Origin of the sequence: Lysinibacillus sp. YS11, from assembly GCF_002896375.1 — a bacterium.
Classification (GTDB): Bacteria; Bacillota; Bacilli; order Bacillales_A; family Planococcaceae; genus Lysinibacillus; species Lysinibacillus capsici.
Genome location: NZ_CP026007.1, coordinates 311,699 through 332,301, shown reverse-complemented (window position 1 = coordinate 332,301; position 20,603 = coordinate 311,699). Strand labels below are relative to the sequence as shown.

Here is a 20,603-nt window from a genome sequence, read left to right as displayed (position 1 = left end):
AGCCCTAGCCAGTAAGTATTTACTGGCTAGGGCTACTTTGATTATTTAGTTGGTTTTTTTAAATCCATTGACGCTGCTGCGCTTTCAACTTTTACGCGTTTCAAGAAGAATGCAAGTACCACTGCAATCACTGTTATACCAGCTGCAATTAAGAAGGAATGCGTAATACCATCTAATAAGGCGGTTTGCATAATCTGATCTTGCATTTGTTGCATTTGCTCTGCTGTAGGCGTTGCTCCTGATTGTGCAGCATTCGCTTTGGCTTCTGCAATTAATTCTTCCGCTTTAACTTTTGTACGATTATTCATAAATGTTACAAGGATCGCACTACCGATTGCTCCTGATACCTGCTGTAATGTATTGTTAATCGCTGTACCATGTGGATTCATCATTTGCGGTAGTTGATTTAAACCGTTTGTCATAATAGGCATCATGACCATCGACATACCGAACATACGAATTGTATACATCGATACGATATATGTGTAGCTTGAATCAATTTCTAACTTTGTTAAACCGAAAGTTGCGATTGTTGTAATCGTTAATCCAATAATGGCTAACACACGTGGACCAAATTTATCGAAAAGCTTACCAGTGATTGGTGACATAATCCCCATGACAAGTGCTCCTGGAAGCATCATTAAGCCTGCTTCAAATGGTTCGATACCACGGATAGACTGTACATATGCTGGTGTTAAAATCATCCCTGAGAACATTGCCATAGAGACAATAACTGAGATAACAGACCCTAAAGCAAACATTGGATATTTATAGATACGTAGTTCCAGTAATGGCTCATCCATTTTCAGCTGTTTAACAACGAAAATAATTAAAGCGATGAAGCCAATTGTAATTGTGCCATATACCCATGGACTTGACCAACCTTTATCTCCTGCAGTACTAAAGCCGTATAAAATACCACCAAATGCAACTGTTGATAAAAGTACTGAAAGGAAATCTAAGTGAACTTCACGTGTCTCCATCACGTTTCTTAATTTCCAAACACCAAATAATAAACTAATTAAAGCAAATGGAATAATCATTTGGAAAAGCATACGCCAATCATGATGTTCCACAATATACCCTGATAATGTAGGACCAATTGCTGGCGCCATAATCATAACTAAACCAAAGATCCCCATTGCTGCCCCACGCTTTTCTTTCGGGAAGCTTGTTAGCATAACGTTCATTAAAAGTGGTGACATACTAGAAGCTCCGGCTGCTTGCACCATACGACCTGCTAGCAGCACGCCAAAATTAGGAGCGAAACCTGCCATAATTGTACCAATTGTAAAGATAGACATCGCTGTAATAAATAAATGTCTATTTTTAAAGCGTGTCACAAAGAATGCTGAAGCAGGCACTAGAATACCGCTCACAAGCATATACCCTGTTGCTAACCATTGTACTTTTGAATAGGTGATCCCAAAATCTTTCATGATTGTTGGTAATGCCACATTCAACAATGTGTTATTTAGAAAAGCAACAAAAGCACCCACAAATAGAATAGCTATCATGCCATAAGGGGGCTTTTTCATTGTTTGCTCACTATTCATTTATATCCCTCAATTCTTTCTTGTGTTTTACGATAAAACTTATTTTATACTCGTAGTCTACTTTTTTCAACAAATAAGTTTATATTTTTTATAAACGTTGATATAAAAGCATTCCAAGTGTAGAATAAGAGTATAATATTATAAAAAAGGTGAGGTTATGAACAAAAGAAAAAGACAAATTATAACAGCAGCACGTGAACTTTTTATTGAAAAAGGCTTTCTAGATACATCAATTAATGACATCATCAATGCGGCTAAAATCTCTAAAGGCACATTTTATAATCATTTTACTTCGAAAAATGAATGCTTAATCGCCATCTTAGATGAAGGTCGCGAAGAAGCTAGTAATCGTCGCCATGAGCTCATTTATGGCAAAGACCCTACAGATTTAGAGGTATTGACGCAGCAAGTCGCTGTTCTCATGTATGTCAATCGTGAACATAATTTAGTACAGATATTCGAATCCATCTTCCAATCAAGAGATAAAGAACTAAAAAAAATTATTATTAATTACCATTTACAAGAACTAGAATGGCTCGCCAATCGTCTAGTACAAGTCTTTGGAGAAGAGATTAGCCCTATTAGCTATGAATGTGCTGTTCAAACACTTGGAATGATTAACCTCACTCTACGTGCTGTCTTTATTGCCGATTATAAATATATCAATCGAGAAGCTATTGTACGTGTAGCATTGCGCAATATTAGCGTAATTATACCCACTATGCTTGAGTCAAAAGAGATTATCGTAAGTGTTGAAATGATCAATACCATTCAAAATGTCGTGAACTATAAAACCGTTACAAAAGGAATGGTTATTGAACAACTAAAAGGATTTACAAAGGGATTATCGAATAACGAAACAATGGAAGGTTTGGAGTATGCACAATTCTTATTAGAAGAATTGCAGAAAGAAAAACCAAAGCTTTTTATCATCGAATCACTTCTTACACCTTTCCGTAAGGCTTTCGTCGGCACAGAACATATCGCAGAGGCCCGTGACATCGCCAATAACTTATGGCGTTACGTAAAAATTGAACAGCCCGCTGAACGATGTACGAAAAATAAATAAAAAAAGAGGTATCAAATGAACACTTTGATACCTCTTTACTCTGTTGAATGAAATTAAGTTCTATGACAGACCTTTGTACAGTCTTAAGAAAGCTCAGAGATTCACCTTAATGACATTGAAATATTAGCACAAAGATTGTCCCATCCTGACCTGAACGGACACTAATTGTGCCATTGTGTAAATCAATGAGCTGCTTCGTTATGGCTAGTCCTAGCCCTGTTCCTGTTATATCGTCTGTTGTATTCGTACCTCGATAATAGCGTTCGAATAGATTATCGAGCTCCTCCTGTGGAATACCGGGTCCTTGATCAGCAATGGTAAGCATTACTTCTTTACCAGTATGTTGTGCTTCCACAATTACCTTCGTGCCTTCAGGAGTATATTTTTTCGCATTGGTAATTAAATTATCCATTATTCGCTTGAGTAAAAGCTCATCCGCTTGTAACAACACTTCACCATACACCTTCACACACACCTGTTCGTCTGCAAATTGTGGTAGCCATGTTGCTAGCGGCAGTACCACTTTCTCTAGCTGTATGGCTTTATTTTTTAATTGATACGTATACGTCAAATCCTGAATAAGTGCATCCATATAGGTTGCCTTTTCCTGCATGGTCTGTGCAAAAATCCGCATCTCATCCTTTGTCCACTCATAATCCTCCGATGCCAGCATCGTTGAATAACCGTAAATTGAGCTTAACGGGGTCTTTAAATCATGCGATAAACCTGTTATCCACTCCTCCCGTAATTGCTCTGCATGCTTGATTTGCCTTTCATTTGAATCAAGTCGCTCTGATAAGTGATTGAGTGACTCTTCTACAGGTTGGAACAGTTTAAATTTTCTTTTCAACTTACCTGTCTTTTTATGATGGATTTTTTTGTCACTAATCTCACTGTAATCGAATTGGGTAAGTCGCTCAATGCGCGATATCACATAGACAAGTGGTCGCACGAATTGACGTGAAATACTAATAGATAAGAAAATAACGCCCAACAGCAAAATAATATGTCCCCCAAAGAAGATAGAAACAAACAGTACCATTGCCTTATTAAAAGGCTCTTCAAATGGCTTATACGATGGATTAGGCATTCTTACAACAAATGTCCTATCATTGGATAAGGCTGTACTTTGCTTCAGCTCCGCATGCTCGAAAATATCGTATTTTTCCTCTAGTAATTGTGGCTTATTTAGCTTCTCATAACGTTCGCCTATGACCTCAATCCGATTCCATTGCTCGTCATAAATTTCAACACTAGCTTTATTTTCTTTTAGACGTTGCCGTGTTACAGCTGAAATGTCCCCTGTCGCTGTCCAGTTTTCAAGCGCATCCTCAAAAAGTGGTTGCACAGGAGTAGTTGGAAGAAATAATAAGTAGTAATTTGGCAATTCCCATGTATGCATGCCTGGTTGCTGCAATGCCAATATTTCACTATCTGACTTTCCACATAGACCACATGTATCTCCTGTATAATCAACAATCTTCATGGTTGGATCAAATAAATAAAGCTGTCCAACATTTTCTTCAGCTCTCTTCACTAAATAATCAGCAATTTTAACTGTCTTCCCTTGCTCTACAACTGCATCATCTTCGATTTCAAAGGAGCTCATCACATGAATGTTGTCACCAACACGGTCATTGATAAAAATAGCAAAAAACACCAAACTCATAATAAAACCTGAAATGATCAGTAGATAGAATATGATGAAATACGAAACAAAGCGGAGTGTTAATTTTCCAGCAGGCTTCATGAAGAAATGTCCCCAACAAGCTTATAGCCAATGCCTCTGACAGTAATAATGCATGTCGGTTTTCCAGGATTTTTTTCTATTTTTTCTCGCAGCTTTCTTATATGTACCATCACTGTATTATCATCAAATAAACAATCACCCCATACACGTTCGTATATTTGCTCTTTTGATAACACTTGCCCTGCATTGTCACATAAATATTTTAATAAATGAAACAAGCGACCACTGATTATTTCCTTTACACCGTCTACCTCAATTTCTGCTGCATCAATGTCAAATGTAAAACGGCTGCAAGTAAATATGTGATTTTCTGGTACACCTTTTTTCTTCATATAACGGACTAGCTGCACCTTTACTCGTGCTACAAGCTCTAAGGGGTTAAATGGTTTTGTAATATAATCATCTGCACCATTCATAAAACCACGAAGCTTATCTGCATCACTACTTTTTGCGGTTAAATAAAAAATAGGGGCATCACTTTTTTCTCGAATACTATTCGCAATATCCAGCCCACTTCCATCTGGTAGCATGATATCTAATAGATAAAAATCAAATGTTTTAGTATTCATTTCATCTTTTGCTTCTTCAATTGTATTACATAAGGTAATATTGTTAATTCCTTCTTTTCTTAAAATGATTTCAATCATTTCAGCAATGGCACATTCATCCTCTAACACTAAAATTGATGCTTCCTGCATTTCCTCACCTACTTTTAAGATTACTTTAAGGTAGTCATTATTTCACCATAAGCTTCCCTATTTATTATATGTATAAGATAACCAATTAAGGAGATAAAACGCAATGACAACTAATCGTGTTACTTTCATTGATACAATGCGTGGATTTAGTTTATTTGGCATCTTAATGGCAAATTTGCTAATCTTCCAATTCGGGATGTATGGCAAAGATGAATTAAAAAATCTTTCTACCTTAGATAACGGGGCTTTATATTTTGTAAAAGTTGTGATTGAAGGCTCGTTTATGCCCATCTTCACTATTTTATTCGGCTTCTCACTTATTAAATTAATTGAATCCATCCGCAGAAAAAAGAATAAAAGCCGTTGGTCTATTTTACGTCGTGCAACAGGATTAATTGCCCTTGGCTTATTACATTCTATTTTATTGTGGGAAGGCGATATTCTATTTTCTTATGGCTGTATGATGTTATTTTTAATCCCATTTATTAATCGTAAACCAAAAACTTTATTTATTTGGGCTGGTATCCTATTTGTACTAACTACGGCGTTAACATACGGCTCTATGGAAACGTCTAAAAAAGAACAAAAAGAGATAGACACATACATCGAGCAAGCGGATGATGTTTACGCTAACGGCAGCTACTTAGAAATTTTTGATTTTAGAGCTAATGCCGAAGTACCAGGAATGGATGATTCTTCATTTATTTTCATTATATTAATTTTTGCACCTATGTTCTACGCACCACTATTCCTGTTTGGGATGGCGCTTGCTAAGAAGCAAGCCTTCGTGGAGATGCATAAGGAAATGAAATGGTATAAGCTAGGTGCTCTCCTTGTACCTATAGGACTCGTATGTAAAAGTGTAAGTTTTATAGAAAGTAAAAGTGCATTTTCTTCTATTTTATTAATGGGCGGCTCCCAGTTATTAGCGATTGGCTATGTTTGCCTCGCAGCATACATTTATAACACCCGTCCCGTTCAACTACTGGCTCCTGCATTTGAGAGCGTTGGCAAACTATCACTAACCAATTATTTACTACAAACCATCATTTGTACAACTGTTTTTTATGGCTATGGCCTTGGCTTATATGGCAAATTAGGGGTCTTTGGCGGAATCCTTTTCGGAATTGTTGTTTATAGCCTGCAATGTGTTTTCAGCCTTGCCTATTTAAAGAAATTTAAACGTGGTCCATTTGAAACAATTTTACGAATATGGACAAATTGGTCTTGGACTGGTCAAGTAAAATAAAACCCCTCAAACAAGCAAATTAGAAAGGAATATTTTTTATGAATAGTGACACAAAAGAAGACTTTACAGACTCATGGTGGTTTTTAGGCATTTGTGCAGCTGTAGCAGTAATTTTAACACTATTTGCCTTTTCATAGACAATATCGATTTCATTTGCCTCCTTGCTGTATACTAGTATTACAACTATACAGCCTAGGGGGTATTTTGTTGTTACATCGTATTATGATTGCTGGCTATAAACCACATGAGCTTGGTATCTTTAATGATAAACATCCTGGTATTGTCATCATAAAGAAAGCACTGGAAGCTCATCTACGTACACTGCTTGATGAAGGACTCGAATGGGTTATTATCAGCGGTCAGCAGGGCGTAGAAACTTGGAGTGCTGAAGTTGTTTTAATGTTAAAAAAAGAATTCCCACTTTTAAAATACGCCGTGATCACACCTTTTTTAGAGCAAGAGAAAAATTGGCAAGATCATAAAAAAGAAAAGTATCAAGCATTAATTGCCCAAGCTGATTTTGTCACAAGCGTGACCAAAAAACCCTATGAAGCTCCTTGGCAATTTATTGAGAAAGACAAATTTATTATCCAAAATACAGATGGACTTTTATTAATTTATGATGAAGAAAATGAGGGTTCACCCAAATATATCAAACGGCTTGCAGAAAAATATATGGAGTCCCATGATTATAATCTTTTAACAGTAACTGCCTATGACTTACAATTAATAGCTGAGGAAATTCAACAGCAAAACTGGTAGAAAAATATTGATATAATTTTCTGACAATTATATACTAGAAGTAATAAAAGCTGATTGTTCTTATGGTTTTTACCTATAATTTGAAAGGAGCTGTCATCATTTGAATAAACATATTGAAATGATTCTTGAAGCTTCTCCCGTAAATGTGTCACATGATACGTATCGTAGAGAATGTCGGTATACACGGGGAATTCATATTGAAGAACAAGAATTTCTTGCTATTTTAAATACAATGAGTCATGATTCACGCTTATATTTTGATTTCCATAATCCACGTAAAGAGTTTAAAAAGGGAACCTATTTGAATGGACACTCCGGTTTAGCCTACAATATTTATGAGTACTATAAACAAAATTATAATATTGAGATATCCGAATTAATCAATGGTAAAGATTTTTATGTAAAAATCGTATAAAGCTGAAGCCCCGTTAAAGTTAAAACTTTAACGGGGCTTTTTTGATCTTATAGGTCTGCTACTTGAGCACCTAATTCTTTATTATTATACATTTCTGTATCTAATTCTTTAGTAATACGCGCTGTTGTAACACCAGCAGTCATTGAACCACTTACATTTAACGCTGTACGACCCATATCAATTAAAGGCTCAACAGAGATTAATACACCTGCTAGAGCAATTGGTAAATCAAGTGCTGATAATACAAGGATAGCTGCAAATGTTGCACCACCACCAACACCAGCTACACCAAATGAGCTAACTGCTACTACTGCAATAACTGTAATAATGAACACAGGGTCAAGTGGATTAATGCCGACTGTTGGTGCAATCATAATGGCTAACATCGCAGGATATACACCTGCACAACCATTTTGACCGATTGATAATCCGAATGAGCCTGAGAAGTTTGCAATCCCCTCAGATACTCCAAGACGACCTGTTTGCGTTTTAATATTCATCGGTAAAGTACCAGCACTAGAACGTGATGTAAAGGCGAATAATAATGTTTCTGCCGATTTTTTCAAATACGTAAATGGATTTAAACCACTTAATGTAATGATTAATAAGTGTACGATTAAAACAATAAATAGAGCTACATAAGAAGCAATAACAAACTTACCTAAATTATAGATAGCTCCAAAATCAGATGTTGCTACCGTACGAGCCATAATCGCTAGAATTCCATATGGCGTTAAGCGTAATACAATTGTTACAACACCCATAACAAGGGCATAGATGGCATCCAAGCCTTTTTTAATTGTAGCTGCTGTTCCCTCATCCTTACGTGCCACACGTAAATAAGCAAAACCAAGGAATGCTGAGAAAATTACAACCGCAATCGTTGAAGTAGAACGAGCACCCGTTAAATCAAGGAACGGATTTGCTGGGAATAACTCAATAATTTGTGTTGGTAAATCAGGAGCTGCTAAGCCCGTTGTTTTTTCTTCAAGGTATTGACCACGTGCAGTTTCTGCGTCACCTTGTAAAATTTGTGTTGCATCTAAATCAAAGACTGTTGCAGAAAGAATACCTACAGCTGCCGAAACGGCTGTTGTACCGATTAAAATGGCTAAAATAAGTGCTGCCATTTTTCCGAAATTTTTACCAATCTTCATTTTAGTAAATGCAATTAAAATGGAGATAAATACTAATGGCATTGCTACCATTTGGAGCAGTTTCACATACCCAGTACCGATAATATTGTACCAAGATGTTGTTTTGGCTAATACTTCAGAATCGAGACCATAAATAAAATGAAGTCCAAGACCAAGTACAATCCCTAAGCCTAAACCGGCAAAAACACGATTAGAAAACTTAACGTGCTTTTTATTCATAACATATAAAATTCCAACGAACACAAGTAACACTGCTACGTTAAGAATGATTTGTAAATTCGACAATGGAATGCCTCCTAAGATGTTTTATAATAATGTAATCGAATTATATACCCATAATCCCTATAATTCAAGTATGTTTTATTAAGATTAATAAATTCCTATAACAAAATGCTTTCTTGCTAAGGATTATACCCCGAAAAATGGCGTAACAATCATCCTCTGGCAAAGGATTAATCATGGAAAAGCTCATAAAAAATGTTTGTAAATGTATAGCTAGTTTAATCAATGCCACTACATTTGGTGACAAATGAGTAACTGCCCCTATACTGTTAGTTTTTAACAGTGCAGGGGCAGCCTTTTAAGCATTATTTCTAATTACAAATCTTGGTTCGTAGTCACTAATGATGTCAAACACACCGTCATTATAGCAGTAGATATGATGTTCTACGGTAGGAATTTCTTTGCTTCCAATCCACTGGAGTTGATCAAACCATTCTGCTGAAGAATTTTTAGATTGTTCTTGGTCATGGCTTTAGTGACCATGTCTACTAAATCAGATCATGGGATTTCTCCAGTATAGCGAAAAGAACAAACATAATCTTGAATAGGTGACATCTTATTGCATTGTTTCGATCTATTAATGTTAAGCATAGTCCTCAATCTGTATAATTCAATGTGGCATTAACGATTTGGGCTCTTTTTAAGCAAGTGACAGGTTGCCAAATGTGCAGTTTTCTTGAATCCATCTAAACCTCCTGTAACCAAAATATATATCAATTTTATTTAAATTTTCATATATTTTACATATTAGTTCCACAAATCTAACATAGTTTGCTAATGAACAAAATAATTTTGTTGTTTATTAATGAGGTAACAACTACCAGCTACTTTTTTACACTGCTTTTTTACATGTGTTACCGCATTGGATAATTGTTCCACAGAGTCAAAATACTGATATTCATTCGTAATAACGGCAATAGATAAAGATGTGCATGTTAAAGGTTCCAGTTCGCCAGATCTATTAGCCACCTGAACATATGCTAGATCCTCTAACTCGTAAAAACTAAGTATGTTGGCATCAAAGTCATCAATAATTTTTTGACACATCTTTTCTACCTCGTAATAAGATAGAATGGCTACAAAATCATCTCCTCCAATATGTCCTAAAAAATCCTCTACGCCGCAGATATGTCTTTTTAGTATTTCTGTTAAATACCGTAAAATTTTATCGCCTTTATTAAAGCCATATGTGTCATTGTAGGATTTAAAGTGATCTAAATCAAAATAGATTAAACTATATTGCGATAGCTGTAATGCTTCTTCTAATTTTTCATCGATTAATTTATTGCCTGGAAGACTACTTAATGGATTCAGGAAACTTGCAATGGCAACTTGTGTATCAACAAGCTTTAACAATAACTCTCGAATACTAACCATGCCATAATAAAGATTGTTTTTCGTGACAATGACATCATCATATAAATCCTCTGGAGGTCTAGCCATAGCTAATGTACTAACCTCTGTGATTGGTGTATTACGATCAACGATTAAAGGATTTTTCTTTATCATCAGCTGATTTTGACGTTCCATTAATAAATGATAGCCATATCGAGTACCGATTTTTTGATAGAAATGTGTGCGTGTAATATGTCCAATTGGTTTTTCATCACGCACAACAACAACGCTACGCAACGATGGATTACTTGTAAAAAGTACATCTACTTCTTTGTTTTTCACAAATTCATCAATACATGGAACTTTCTCAATGACTTCCCCTATCTTCATGGTCACCCACCCTTATTTTCCCCATATATATTTCCTTTGCAGGCTTTCCTATCGCATATCCCTGTGCATAATGAATGCCAATATGATGGAGATAATCAAGCTCTTCTTGTCTTTCAATCCCTTCAGCGATGATTTTAGTATTGGCTTGTTCAGCATATTTCATTAACAATGTGACGAGCTGCTGTTGTTCACTATTTTGGTCTATGAATTGAATTAATGAACGGTCTAGCTTAATAAATTCCGGCTTTAAATAGATGAGCGTTTTTAAACTATTATAACCTGATCCTACATCATCTACGGCAATGCGATAGCCCTGTGATCGATAATGCGATAATACACGTTCAAACTCCACAAAATCTATTACTGCACTTCGCTCAGTTAGTTCAAAAACCACTTGCTGAGGTTTGATTCCAAGCTCCTTCAATAATTGTAGTGTTTCGCCACTGTGATATTTTTTATCTAATAAAACATTCGGATGTATATTAAGGAACACTAAAAAGTTTTTATTCACCAAGTCTTTGTGTAAACGTTCCTTGAAACGTTTCAAGGAAAGATTTCTACAAAAACATTCAAATAAAAAAACGCAATCTGTTTGTCCTACAAACTCGTAAAACTGGTCCACACTGTTAAATAATGTTGAGGGTAATGGTCGATTTAAGGCTTCAAATCCTATTGTTTGCTGTGACTGTAAATCTACAATAGGTTGAAAGTATGTATGTAAATCGTTATGTTGAATAATTTGTTTCAATGCCTTTAAACGTTTCATATATAACGAACTACTTTGATGCTGACCATATAAATATTTAAAAAAAGAAAATATATTACTTGTTTTTATACTTTGTCCCACTACAGACTCCATCCCTGCACCTCTTCAATTGGTTATTATGGTTCATTGTACGCTTTGATTGTAAACAGACTGTGAATCGAATGTAAAAAGAGCAAGTTCCAGCAATAGGTTTTAACAAAACTCTTTTCTAGTTAATATTTCACAATATTAAAACTATTACAAATAATTTATTTGATATAAAATGATATTAGTGTATGATTGTAATAATAGGTTTATATTACCTATTATATTTTTTGTGTTTTTACTGTATTGGTCTTAATAGGGATACCTATTTAGATAAAAATTATTCAAGGGAGGATCCTGTTAATGAGCTTGTCTATTCAACAATTATTGGAGAACAAAGGAATTACACCGAAACCTGAACACCTTGAACTATTAAAAACACGCTGGGAAGGTATGCAGTCACTTCGCAGCAATTTAGAAGGTATTGCGATCGATGATGCAGACATCGCCGTACGTAGTATTCCTGGAGGTGATCACATTGACAACTGATTTACATTTAAAATCTGTTGAAGAGTTGGCACCTTTACTTGCATCAAAGTCGCTATCTCCCGTGGAATTAACGAAAGCTATTTTAGATTTTGCTGAGGAAAGTCAGCCTAAAATTAATTCCTATATGGCTTTTTATCGGGAAGAAGCCTTAGCAAGGGCAAAAGAAGTTGAACAGGAGATTCTCCATGGTCATTATAAGGGTATGTATCATGGGATACCTATGGCCTTAAAGGACAACTTGTATTTTAAAGATAAAATAACAACGATGTCCTCAAAAATTCATAAGGACTTCGTTTCTGATTATGATGCGACAGTGGTTGAAAAGCTACGTGATGCTGGTGTTATTTTCACTGGGAAATTAAGTATGCATGAATATGCATGGGGAATTACAAATAACAACCCTCATTACGGCCCTGTTCGTAACCCATGGGACTTAGATAAAATTCCTGGTGGTTCAAGTGGAGGCTCTGGTGCGGCTGTTGCAGCTGGAGCAAGTGTTGCTTCACTAGGGACAGATACAGCAGGCTCTATTCGAATTCCATCTTCTGCTTGCGGCATTGTAGGTTTAAAACCTACACACGGTCGTGTAAGTAAATACGGCTGCTACCCGCTAGCATGGAGCTTAGACCATATTGGTCCGATGACAAAGACAGTTAAGGATGCAGCGGGCTTGCTCGAAGTCATTGCTGGTTTTGATCATCGAGACCCTACTTGCGTGAATGTTCCAGTAGACAACTATGAGAAGCAGCTTACTGGTAAGATCAAAGATCTAGTGATTGGTATCAATGAAGAATATTTCTTTAATAATGTTGATGCTGATGTAGAGAAGGCTGTTAGAGCAAGTATTCAAAGCTTAGTGGATTCAGGCGCTAAAGTAGAAGTGGTGCGTATTCCTTCCCTACAATATGCAGAATGGGCAGAGCTTGTGACGTCTCTTTCAGAGGCAGCAGCTATACACCATTCAGATTTACAAAAGAGACCACAAGATTTTGGTGACGATATTCGTCTGCTATTTGAGCTTGGTGAATTGCCTTCTGCAGTCGATTACTTGCAGGCTCAGCAGGTACGTCGTCAAATAAAGCAGGAGTTTACAGAGATTTTTAATAAGGTAGATGTGCTCATTTCCCCTACCCTACCTGTTGTAGCTAGTACAATTGGGGATGATTTTGCAGAGTTAAACGGTAAAAAGGTAGATTTAATTGATAATATTATCCGCTTTACAGGCCCTAGTAACTTAACAGGCTTACCTGCCCTCTCGGTTCCTTGTGGCTTTAAAGGAAACTTACCAATAGGTCTACAAATTATTGGCCCAGCCTTTAAAGAAGGACGCATTTTAAATGTAGGCTATGCTGTTGAGCAAGCAAATCCACAGAGAAATAGAAAACCAAATATTTTTGCTAATATCTAAACGATAAGCACTAGAAATCTGCTCACTTCACGGTATACCACTGAATGAGCAGATTTTTTTGTGGGGGAAACCTGCTAGCATTCATACTAATGGTTTTTTATGAACAAGTAATTTTATAATAGAAACTAGAAGCTTACTACAGGAAAGGCAATGATCCACTCATGAATGTAGAGAAATTTTTACAACTACCTATTACCAAAGACTTCACTGTTATAGCGGGTCACAACGGCTTAAATAAAGCTGTTCAAAATGTAGAAATATTAGACTTTGAATTTTCACCTGACATCCACCATGTCAGAGATACTATCTTTACACCAAACAGTGTTGTGTTAAGTAGTTTATTATTTGCTAAGCAAAAGCCTGAGTATTTATTCAATGCTGTTAAAAATCTAATTGAGCTTGGGGCTAGTGCTTTAGCTTATAAGCCTGTTATTTTTAAGGAATTACCTGAAGAAGTTTTGTCGTATGCAGAGCAGCATAATTTCCCTATATTGCGCTTTGGTGGAGATGAGTTTTTTGAAAAAATCATTTTAGAAACGATGGCTTATGCTAAGACACAGGATTATTCCTATTTTATAGAAACGATTTTACGAAGGTTAGTGGAGGAAGATGTAACACAGGAGCAAATCAAATCCATTTTACAACAGCTCAATAAGCCCTTTGAAAAATATGTATTTATAGCAAATTTACGAGCTGGTGACACAATCCATCCGAACTGGATGCAGCCCTTTTACTCGTTGGAGCCACTATTAAAATCGGGTATGATTTGTTCTTATAAAAAAAGTCTATTTATCATCATGACACATCCATCTCAGCAATTCCAATTTGAAAGGGTTTTACATGAATGGCTAGCATTATATGCCATACCCACTGATACAATCACTTTCGGCTATAGCAGTTGTAATGATACCCAAACTGGATTCCCAATGGCATTACGCGAAGCTTTTTTTGCCAATATTTTCGCTGAAATCGATATGCTCCCTAGCTGTCATTATAAGAATCTCGCGTCTGATTGTTTATTAATCGAGTTATACCGTAAAGATGCAACATTCGCTATGGACTATGTTAGCTCCTTTTTAGCCCCTCTACTTGATGATAAGGCTGATCCAGACTTAATGGAGACCGCCATAACTTATATCATTAAAAAAGGAAATATTAAGGAAGTTGCTGTAGCACAATTCTGTCATCCAAATACAATTCGCTATCGTATGGCTAAAATACGTCAGCTAGTAGCACCCATAGATAATGATTATGTTTTTTATGAACGCCTAGCTACAGCCGTTAAATTGTACTTATTACATAGCAAAATGACCAGTGACTAATCGCTTTGGAATAAGTACAAAAAAACGCCTGAATATTTAGAAATAAAATCAAATTCTTTTCTTCTCTCTTATGCTATTCTATTGAAGTTAGGAGGAAGAACACATGAAAACTTACATAGCTGATGGCATGTTATTAGTTACTGCAATCGTGTGGGGTAGTGGATTTGTTGTAACGGCCATTGCTCTAGAATATTTAACAGCATATCAAGTAATGGCTGGTAGATTTTTATTAGCTTCAATCATATTAACCGTTTTATTTGGCGCCCGCTTAAAAAAGGCTTCGAGATCAGTAATTTGGAAGGGAGCTTTATTAGGTACGATTTTGTATATAGCGTTTGCCCTTCAAACAGTCGGACTGCAATATACAACACCCTCTAAAAATGCCTTTTTAACCGCAGTTAATGTCATTATTGTTCCTTTAATAGCATATGCCGTTTATAAACGGCGTATCGATGGCTACGAAATCATTGGTTCGATAATGGCAATTGTGGGCATTGGCTTTTTATCATTACAAGGCTCATTGACAATGAATATAGGTGATGCCCTATCATTAGCTTGTGCTGTTGCTTTTGCCTTTGATATCTTTTGTACAAACCTTTTTGTTCAAAAAGAAGATGCCATTGCTCTAACTATTATTCAGTTTCTCACAGCATCCTTTATAGGTGTTCTCGTTGTCATTAGTCAAGGTGAAATTCCTACGTCGCTTGAAAAAGAGGCAATTTACTCGCTTGTTTATTTAGGGATTTTTTCTACGACAATAGCTTATCTTTTCCAGAATGTGGCCAATCAATATACAACTGCCACAAAGGCTGCGATTATACTATCAACGGAATCTTTTTTCGGCATGGTTTTATCCGTTATCTTCTTGCATGAAATGCTAACAAGCCGTATGGTCGTTGGTGCCGTCCTTATTTTACTAGCTATACTAATTGCCGAAGTGAAACCCGCACATCCAAAAAAGAAGCTAATGAAAGCACTCGATAATCAGACCCCCAAATAGTTTCAGTTTATACTGGAACTTTTTTTATGTTTATTAAACTCGACTAGTAATAATGCTTGTCGTAATCCCCACAACTAGCACTGTAATTATAGATAATAGCAAGGTCGAGGTTGATAGGAGAAAGCCACCTATAACAATCACGATGGAATCAATAAAAAATATTAATATCCCAACATTGATACCCGTTTTATCACAGATAAATTGTGCTATCAAGTCAGTCCCCCCTGTGCTTGTCTGAAATCGCAGCATTAGACCAATACCAAAGCCTACAAGTATTCCTCCAAGAATGGCACTATAGAGCGCATCAATTTGCACAAGATTGCGGACAGGCTTTAAAAAATCGATAATGAAGGAAGACGTTAGTAAGCCATGTATACTATTGTAAAAATAGGTTTTATATTTAAACCACGCAATAATAAAAATTGGAATACTAATGATAATAATCATTAAACCAATTTGGAGCTTATATAAATAATGTAATATTAGCGCTAACCCTACTACTCCCCCATCTAAAATTTCATAGGGCGTTAAAAATAAGTTTATTCCTAACGACAATGAAATACTTCCTATTATAATGACTAGACTTTTTGTAAAGAAATACATACAACCCCCCTCCGTGTCTATGCATGTCTTATAGTATGAAAATAGGTTATTGAACATGTTATGAAATAACCTTAGATGATTAGCCATTTTTATCGAGTGCATTTGCTAAATTTCTTCGAAACTTATTCAATTTATTTCCGTATATACAGATAAATTTTAAATTAACAAAGGGGATTATGATATGGAGCATGCTTTATTGGAACAAGTTAAACATACTAGAACTTTTTTAAGACAAGAACAATTGGAAACAATCTTTGAAGAGTTTGATGGTCAACGAATGCGCTTAACAGAGGTACAGCGCTTGGAGAAATACCGTAAAATGCTTGAAAGTCCTTTTCGCTTTTTCCGTGGAAGTGCCTATCTCTTTTATTTTGATATGACAAAATCCGCTTCAATCTTCCATACTCCTGATAGAAAACCGACTTGGATTCAAGGTGACATGCATATGGATAACTTCGGTGCTTTTCAAAATGAAGCTGGCTCCATTGTTTTTGATGTCAATGATTTCGATGAGGGCTATGTCGGTTCATATTTATACGATATTATTCGTATGAGTATTAGTATTGCACTTTATTTAGAAGAACAAGGCTTACATAAGACAACACAAGAAACGGCTATTCAACATTTTCTTAATAGTTATATCAATCAACTAAAACGATTTGAGCGTAAACAGGATGATCCTCTAACACTCATTTTCACAAAGAACAATACCAAAGGACCCGCAAAGAGGTTATTGAAAAAGCTTGAGAAACGCCAACGATCCTATTTTTTACAGGATATTACGTATCTCAATGAAGACGGCGAGCGCGCTTTCTTATGGAATGAAGAAATTCAACCAGTCACTGCTGAGGAATACAGTGCCATTTCAAACGCACTTTCTACATATAAAATTAGGGACATAGCTTATAAATATGGATCTGGTACAGCTTCAATCGGTTTAAAACGTTACTATATTTTAGTGGAAGATGAAAAGGGTGCATCATGGGTTGAAAATTTAGTGTTAGAAATGAAAGAAGTACGCACAGCCATTCCTGCCTACTTTCTTCCCTATCAGGATCTATTTTGGGCTCATTATGAGCACCAAGGAGCACGAGTAGTTGGAACTCAAAAAGCCATGCACCACTTAGAGGATCCACATTTAGCCTTTATTACAATGAATGGTCAGGAATTTTATATTCGAGAACGTTCTCCTTATAAAAAGAAGATTAAGCCTAAAAACTATAAGGATGTAGAGGATTACTTTACAACAACATCACTTATGGGGAAAATTGCCGCTAAAATACATGCACGAGCTGACATCGATTATTCTCATGTTTTTACCTATCACAGCGAGGAGGAGATTTTAAAAGCAATCGGTAAAGAACGGAATGTATTTATAGAACATACAATTTTACAAGCAATGAGTTACAAAGAAACCGTCTATACAGATTATGACTTATTCAAAAACTGGGTTGAAACAAAAATGTAAAAAGGGACCTTCGCTTTTAGCGAAGGTCCTCTCATATTGAATATTATTTTTGCTTGGCCTTCATACGAGCAAGTAAAAAGCCGCCCTTAAATGATTTAGGCTCATACGAGATAATAAACGCATTCGGCTCAAATTGCTCTACTATTTGAAAGAGCTCTCCTTCACGATTCCTCTTCGTTAAGATCTCATATTTATAGCGGTTACTATCTCGCCCTTCTCCTATATAAATCGTGACTGCAAACCCTTCGTGGCGAAGAAATTTCACAAGCTCTTCATTTTTATTTTGCGTATTAATGGTTGTATAAACATAGCCTATCGCTAGCTTTCGTTCTATTTTTGCTCCTAAAAATATACCTAATCCAAACCCAACTGCATAGACAACCATAGATAACATACTTTGCTTCCCACTGAAAACGAGTGAAAGGCCAAATACATACACCAACATCTCCAGCATACCAAATATCGCTGCAAGGAATGTGATATTCTTTACCAAAAATATTGTTCGTAATGTTAAAAAAGGTACATATACTAATTGTAGGATTAAAATTAAAACAATACTTTGCATTTGTGCTAGACCTTTCTGAGAGTAGTTTTATATAAGTATATGTTGAAAGAGAGAGTTACATGCGATTTCAACAACTCTATTTTAAATTCCCTTTTAGTCTAATGTTAAACATTCCTTATGACAGTCTAAAGTTATTTTAACGGAACAAATTTTAACTAAAATCATAATCTATAGTTTAAAACATACAATCCATAACAACAAAAAAGTGACACCTCCTCAAATCTAAATCAATAGATAAAAGTAGGTATCACTTTCTTTTCATCAAAATATGTAAAATATTTAGATGAATGTTATTTAATTATCTTTTTATACTTCCCCGTGCATCGGGTCTTTTTTATGCTTAGGCCCAATCATGTTGAATAAAATATTTAGGATAATCGCTGTGACTGAACCACAAACAATACCATTTGACGTTAAGATTGAAACGCTTGTTGGCAGTGCATCAAAAATGCCAGGAACAACGGATACACCGACACCTAAACTTACTGCAATCGCTGCAATCATTGCGTTTTCCGCTGATTCATTCATAACAGGTACAAGCATTCCCATACCTTGTGTAATCACCATACCGAACATCGCAAGCATTGCCGCACCTAGTACAGACGTTGGAATAATTGTTGTTAATGCTGCGATTTTTGGTAGGAAGCCTAATGCTACAAGTAGACCACCTGTGATGTAAATGACTTTACGGTCCTTAACGCCTGACATACGAGTTAGTCCCACGTTTTGTGAGAATGTTGTGTATGGGAAGGCATTGAAAATACCACCGATTACTGAAGCTAGACCTTCTGAACGGTAGCCACGAGCCAAATCTTTTGAATCTATTTTTTTATTACAAATATCACTTAGCGCAAAATAGACACCAGATGATTCTACTAAAGATACCATTGCTACAAGTGTCATGGTAATAATCGCCGTTACATCAAATGTTGGCATGCCAAAGTAGAAAGGTTGTACCATGTGAAATACATTAGCATCTGCAACTGGGGTGAAATCCACCTTGTCCATGAAAGCACCTAAAACAGTACCTACTACTAATCCTATTAAAATTGAAATAGCACGAACAAAGCCCGTAGAAAAGCGATAAACGACTAAAATGATAACCAATGTAATAAAGGCTAAAGCTACATTAGAAGCAGAGGCAAAATCCTCAGCACCTTGTCCACCTGCCATATTGTTTAATGCTACTGGTAATAAGGAAATACCGATAATTGAAACAACTGATCCTGTTACGACTGGTGGGAAGAATTTCACAAGCTTGCCGAAGAAGCCCGCAATTATCATTACAATTACACCAGAGGCAATAATAGAACCATAAATGTCCGTAATACCCTGCTCTGGGTTTGTACCAATCGCAATAATTGGACTTACCGCTGTGAATGTACAGCCAAGTACTACAGGTAAGCCAATACCAATGAATTTACCTGAATAAACCTGTAAAAGTGTAGCGATCCCGCACATCATAATATCAATCGCTACTAAATACGTCATTTGTGTTGAATCGAAGCCAATTGCCCCACCGATAATCAGTGGCACTAAGATGGCTCCAGCATACATTGCAAGTAAATGTTGAATCGCTAGCGCAGTCGATTTAAAGGTATTCATTACGCGCGAGCCTCCGTAGCAAATGTTACTTTACCATCTTCAAGAGAATCTACTATTGCTAATGACTCAACGCGAACACCTTGCTCACGCAATAGTTTTCCGCCATCTTGGAAGCCCTTTTCAATAACAATTCCAACTCCTACAACATTCGCACCCGCTTGTGCAGCAATATCAAGTAAGCCTTTGACAGCCTCACCATTAGCTAAGAAATCATCTACGATTAAAATATTGTCATCTTCGCTTAAGAAATTACGTGAGACAGAGATCTCATTTGTTTCATTTTTTGTGAATGAATGTACCTTTGAAGAATAAAGGTTATCTGAAAGAGTTAATGATTTACGTTTACGAGCAAACACGACAGGCGCGCCAATTTCTAAGCCTAACATCACGGATGGGGCAATACCTGAAGATTCTATTGTTAAAATCTTTGTAATCACTTGATCAGAGAAACGATTTGCAAATTCATGACCAATTTCCTTCATTAGCATCGGATCAATTTGATGGTTTAAAAATGAATCAACCTTTAATACGGATGAAGATAATACTTTACCCTCTTGCATAATTTTGTCTTGTAATAACTTCATTTCTTTCATATCCTTCTTTCGTAAAAAATTATAAAAAAACGCTGAA

19 protein-coding genes are annotated in these 20,603 nt (G+C 36.1%); 9 read left to right on the top strand and 10 right to left on the bottom strand.

Annotated elements, in window-relative coordinates; all coding sequences use genetic code 11:
* Positions 1-41: 41 nt before the first annotated feature.
* Positions 42-1,556: a DHA2 family efflux MFS transporter permease subunit gene (locus LBYS11_RS01585; RefSeq protein WP_103117329.1), complete on the bottom strand. Its 1,515-nt coding sequence runs from the start codon at positions 1,554-1,556 to the stop codon at positions 42-44.
* Between the two features lie 157 nt (positions 1,557-1,713).
* Here LBYS11_RS01585 and LBYS11_RS01580 point away from each other — a divergent pair, with 157 nt between their 5' ends.
* Entirely contained in the window at positions 1,714-2,625 is a 912-nt protein-coding gene (locus LBYS11_RS01580) for a TetR/AcrR family transcriptional regulator (protein ID WP_103117328.1), read from the top strand.
* Positions 2,626-2,731: 106 nt separating this feature from the next.
* Here LBYS11_RS01580 and LBYS11_RS01575 read toward each other — a convergent pair whose 3' ends face one another.
* Together LBYS11_RS01575 and LBYS11_RS01570 are read right to left on the bottom strand one after the other, a co-directional pair.
* Positions 2,732-4,375 (bottom strand): sensor histidine kinase, encoded by a 1,644-nt coding sequence (locus LBYS11_RS01575; RefSeq protein ID WP_103117327.1) that lies wholly within the window; start codon positions 4,373-4,375, stop codon positions 2,732-2,734.
* Positions 4,372-5,073, bottom strand: a complete 702-nt coding sequence (locus tag LBYS11_RS01570) for a response regulator transcription factor (protein WP_103117326.1) — start codon at positions 5,071-5,073, stop codon at positions 4,372-4,374. Before LBYS11_RS01570 ends, LBYS11_RS01575 begins: the two co-directional genes overlap by 4 nt.
* A 103-nt stretch (positions 5,074-5,176) precedes the next feature.
* On the opposite strand from LBYS11_RS01570, the gene LBYS11_RS01565 reads away from it, so the two are divergent.
* The 3 genes from LBYS11_RS01565 (at position 5,177) to LBYS11_RS01555 (ending at position 7,499) form a co-directional block, all read left to right on the top strand.
* On the top strand, positions 5,177-6,322 hold the full coding sequence (locus LBYS11_RS01565; protein ID WP_103117325.1) for a DUF418 domain-containing protein: 1,146 nt from the start codon (positions 5,177-5,179) through the stop codon (positions 6,320-6,322).
* 222 nt (positions 6,323-6,544) lie between these two features.
* Positions 6,545-7,084 (top strand): SLOG family protein, encoded by a 540-nt coding sequence (locus LBYS11_RS01560; RefSeq protein WP_369823980.1) that lies wholly within the window; start codon positions 6,545-6,547, stop codon positions 7,082-7,084.
* Between the two features lie 100 nt (positions 7,085-7,184).
* Positions 7,185-7,499 (top strand): hypothetical protein, encoded by a 315-nt coding sequence (locus LBYS11_RS01555; RefSeq protein WP_103117323.1) that lies wholly within the window; start codon positions 7,185-7,187, stop codon positions 7,497-7,499.
* A gap of 47 nt (positions 7,500-7,546) precedes the next feature.
* On the opposite strand, the gene LBYS11_RS01550 is transcribed toward LBYS11_RS01555, so the two are convergent.
* The 3 genes from LBYS11_RS01550 to LBYS11_RS01535 form a co-directional block, all read right to left on the bottom strand.
* Positions 7,547-8,941 carry an L-cystine transporter gene (locus LBYS11_RS01550; protein WP_004227708.1) on the bottom strand — a complete coding sequence of 465 codons (1,395 nt, stop codon included), beginning with the start codon at positions 8,939-8,941 and terminating at the stop codon, positions 7,547-7,549.
* Positions 8,942-9,712: 771 nt separating this feature from the next.
* Positions 9,713-10,663, bottom strand: coding sequence for a GGDEF domain-containing protein (locus tag LBYS11_RS01540; RefSeq protein ID WP_103117322.1), 951 nt, complete (start codon positions 10,661-10,663; stop codon positions 9,713-9,715).
* Positions 10,641-11,522: an EAL domain-containing protein gene (locus tag LBYS11_RS01535; RefSeq protein ID WP_048391903.1), complete on the bottom strand. Its 882-nt coding sequence runs from the start codon at positions 11,520-11,522 to the stop codon at positions 10,641-10,643. Before LBYS11_RS01535 ends, LBYS11_RS01540 begins: the two co-directional genes overlap by 23 nt.
* 294 nt (positions 11,523-11,816) lie before the next feature.
* Between LBYS11_RS01535 and LBYS11_RS01530 the strand changes: the two genes are divergently transcribed.
* The 4 genes from LBYS11_RS01530 (at position 11,817) to LBYS11_RS01515 (ending at position 15,732) form a co-directional block, all read left to right on the top strand.
* On the top strand, positions 11,817-12,002 hold the full coding sequence (locus LBYS11_RS01530; protein ID WP_009373346.1) for a hypothetical protein: 186 nt from the start codon (positions 11,817-11,819) through the stop codon (positions 12,000-12,002).
* On the top strand, positions 11,992-13,410 hold the full coding sequence (locus LBYS11_RS01525) for an amidase (RefSeq protein ID WP_103117321.1): 1,419 nt from the start codon (positions 11,992-11,994) through the stop codon (positions 13,408-13,410). The genes LBYS11_RS01530 and LBYS11_RS01525 overlap by 11 nt, the downstream gene beginning before the upstream one ends.
* A 161-nt stretch (positions 13,411-13,571) precedes the next feature.
* Complete coding sequence (locus LBYS11_RS01520) at positions 13,572-14,732, top strand: PucR family transcriptional regulator (RefSeq protein WP_103117320.1); 1,161 nt, start codon at positions 13,572-13,574, stop codon at positions 14,730-14,732.
* Between the two features lie 103 nt (positions 14,733-14,835).
* Entirely contained in the window at positions 14,836-15,732 is an 897-nt protein-coding gene (locus LBYS11_RS01515; protein WP_066038376.1) for a DMT family transporter, read from the top strand.
* Positions 15,733-15,765: 33 nt separating this feature from the next.
* Here the strand turns inward: LBYS11_RS01515 and LBYS11_RS01510 are convergent, their stop codons facing one another.
* Positions 15,766-16,335 carry a YitT family protein gene (locus LBYS11_RS01510; protein ID WP_048391911.1) on the bottom strand — a complete coding sequence of 190 codons (570 nt, stop codon included), beginning with the start codon at positions 16,333-16,335 and terminating at the stop codon, positions 15,766-15,768.
* Between the two features lie 181 nt (positions 16,336-16,516).
* On the opposite strand from LBYS11_RS01510, the gene LBYS11_RS01505 reads away from it, so the two are divergent.
* Positions 16,517-17,803, top strand: a complete 1,287-nt coding sequence (locus LBYS11_RS01505) for a DUF2252 domain-containing protein (protein WP_048391913.1) — start codon at positions 16,517-16,519, stop codon at positions 17,801-17,803.
* A 43-nt stretch (positions 17,804-17,846) separates the two neighbouring features.
* Here LBYS11_RS01505 and LBYS11_RS01500 read toward each other — a convergent pair whose 3' ends face one another.
* The 3 genes from LBYS11_RS01500 to LBYS11_RS01490 all read right to left on the bottom strand — a co-directional run bounded on the left by LBYS11_RS01500 (position 17,847) and on the right by LBYS11_RS01490 (position 20,557).
* Complete coding sequence (locus tag LBYS11_RS01500) at positions 17,847-18,368, bottom strand: DUF2179 domain-containing protein (protein WP_048391915.1); 522 nt, start codon at positions 18,366-18,368, stop codon at positions 17,847-17,849.
* A gap of 306 nt (positions 18,369-18,674) precedes the next feature.
* The gene (locus LBYS11_RS01495; RefSeq protein ID WP_048391916.1) at positions 18,675-19,973 is read right to left on the bottom strand and encodes a nucleobase:cation symporter-2 family protein; all 1,299 of its coding nucleotides are present in this window, start codon (positions 19,971-19,973) and stop codon (positions 18,675-18,677) included.
* Entirely contained in the window at positions 19,973-20,557 is a 585-nt protein-coding gene (locus tag LBYS11_RS01490) for a xanthine phosphoribosyltransferase (protein WP_048391917.1), read from the bottom strand. The genes LBYS11_RS01495 and LBYS11_RS01490 overlap by 1 nt, the downstream gene beginning before the upstream one ends.
* Positions 20,558-20,603 lie beyond the last annotated feature (46 nt).

Coding starts and splice junctions, on each gene's coding strand:
- LBYS11_RS01495 (WP_048391916.1), bottom strand. CDS start 19,973: ATGAATACCTTTAAATCGACTGCGCTAGCGATTCAACATTTACTTGCA.
- LBYS11_RS01515 (WP_066038376.1), top strand. CDS start 14,836: ATGAAAACTTACATAGCTGATGGCATGTTATTAGTTACTGCAATCGTG.
- LBYS11_RS01560 (WP_369823980.1), top strand. CDS start 6,545: ATGATTGCTGGCTATAAACCACATGAGCTTGGTATCTTTAATGATAAA.
- LBYS11_RS01490 (WP_048391917.1), bottom strand. CDS start 20,557: ATGAAGTTATTACAAGACAAAATTATGCAAGAGGGTAAAGTATTATCT.
- LBYS11_RS01565 (WP_103117325.1), top strand. CDS start 5,177: ATGACAACTAATCGTGTTACTTTCATTGATACAATGCGTGGATTTAGT.
- LBYS11_RS01585 (WP_103117329.1), bottom strand. CDS start 1,556: ATGAATAGTGAGCAAACAATGAAAAAGCCCCCTTATGGCATGATAGCT.
- LBYS11_RS01575 (WP_103117327.1), bottom strand. CDS start 4,375: ATGAAGCCTGCTGGAAAATTAACACTCCGCTTTGTTTCGTATTTCATC.
- LBYS11_RS01540 (WP_103117322.1), bottom strand. CDS start 10,663: ATGAAGATAGGGGAAGTCATTGAGAAAGTTCCATGTATTGATGAATTT.
- LBYS11_RS01535 (WP_048391903.1), bottom strand. CDS start 11,522: ATGGAGTCTGTAGTGGGACAAAGTATAAAAACAAGTAATATATTTTCT.
- LBYS11_RS01500 (WP_048391915.1), bottom strand. CDS start 18,368: ATGCAAAGTATTGTTTTAATTTTAATCCTACAATTAGTATATGTACCT.
- LBYS11_RS01505 (WP_048391913.1), top strand. CDS start 16,517: ATGGAGCATGCTTTATTGGAACAAGTTAAACATACTAGAACTTTTTTA.
- LBYS11_RS01570 (WP_103117326.1), bottom strand. CDS start 5,073: ATGCAGGAAGCATCAATTTTAGTGTTAGAGGATGAATGTGCCATTGCT.
- LBYS11_RS01580 (WP_103117328.1), top strand. CDS start 1,714: ATGAACAAAAGAAAAAGACAAATTATAACAGCAGCACGTGAACTTTTT.
- LBYS11_RS01510 (WP_048391911.1), bottom strand. CDS start 16,335: ATGTATTTCTTTACAAAAAGTCTAGTCATTATAATAGGAAGTATTTCA.
- LBYS11_RS01520 (WP_103117320.1), top strand. CDS start 13,572: ATGAATGTAGAGAAATTTTTACAACTACCTATTACCAAAGACTTCACT.
- LBYS11_RS01530 (WP_009373346.1), top strand. CDS start 11,817: ATGAGCTTGTCTATTCAACAATTATTGGAGAACAAAGGAATTACACCG.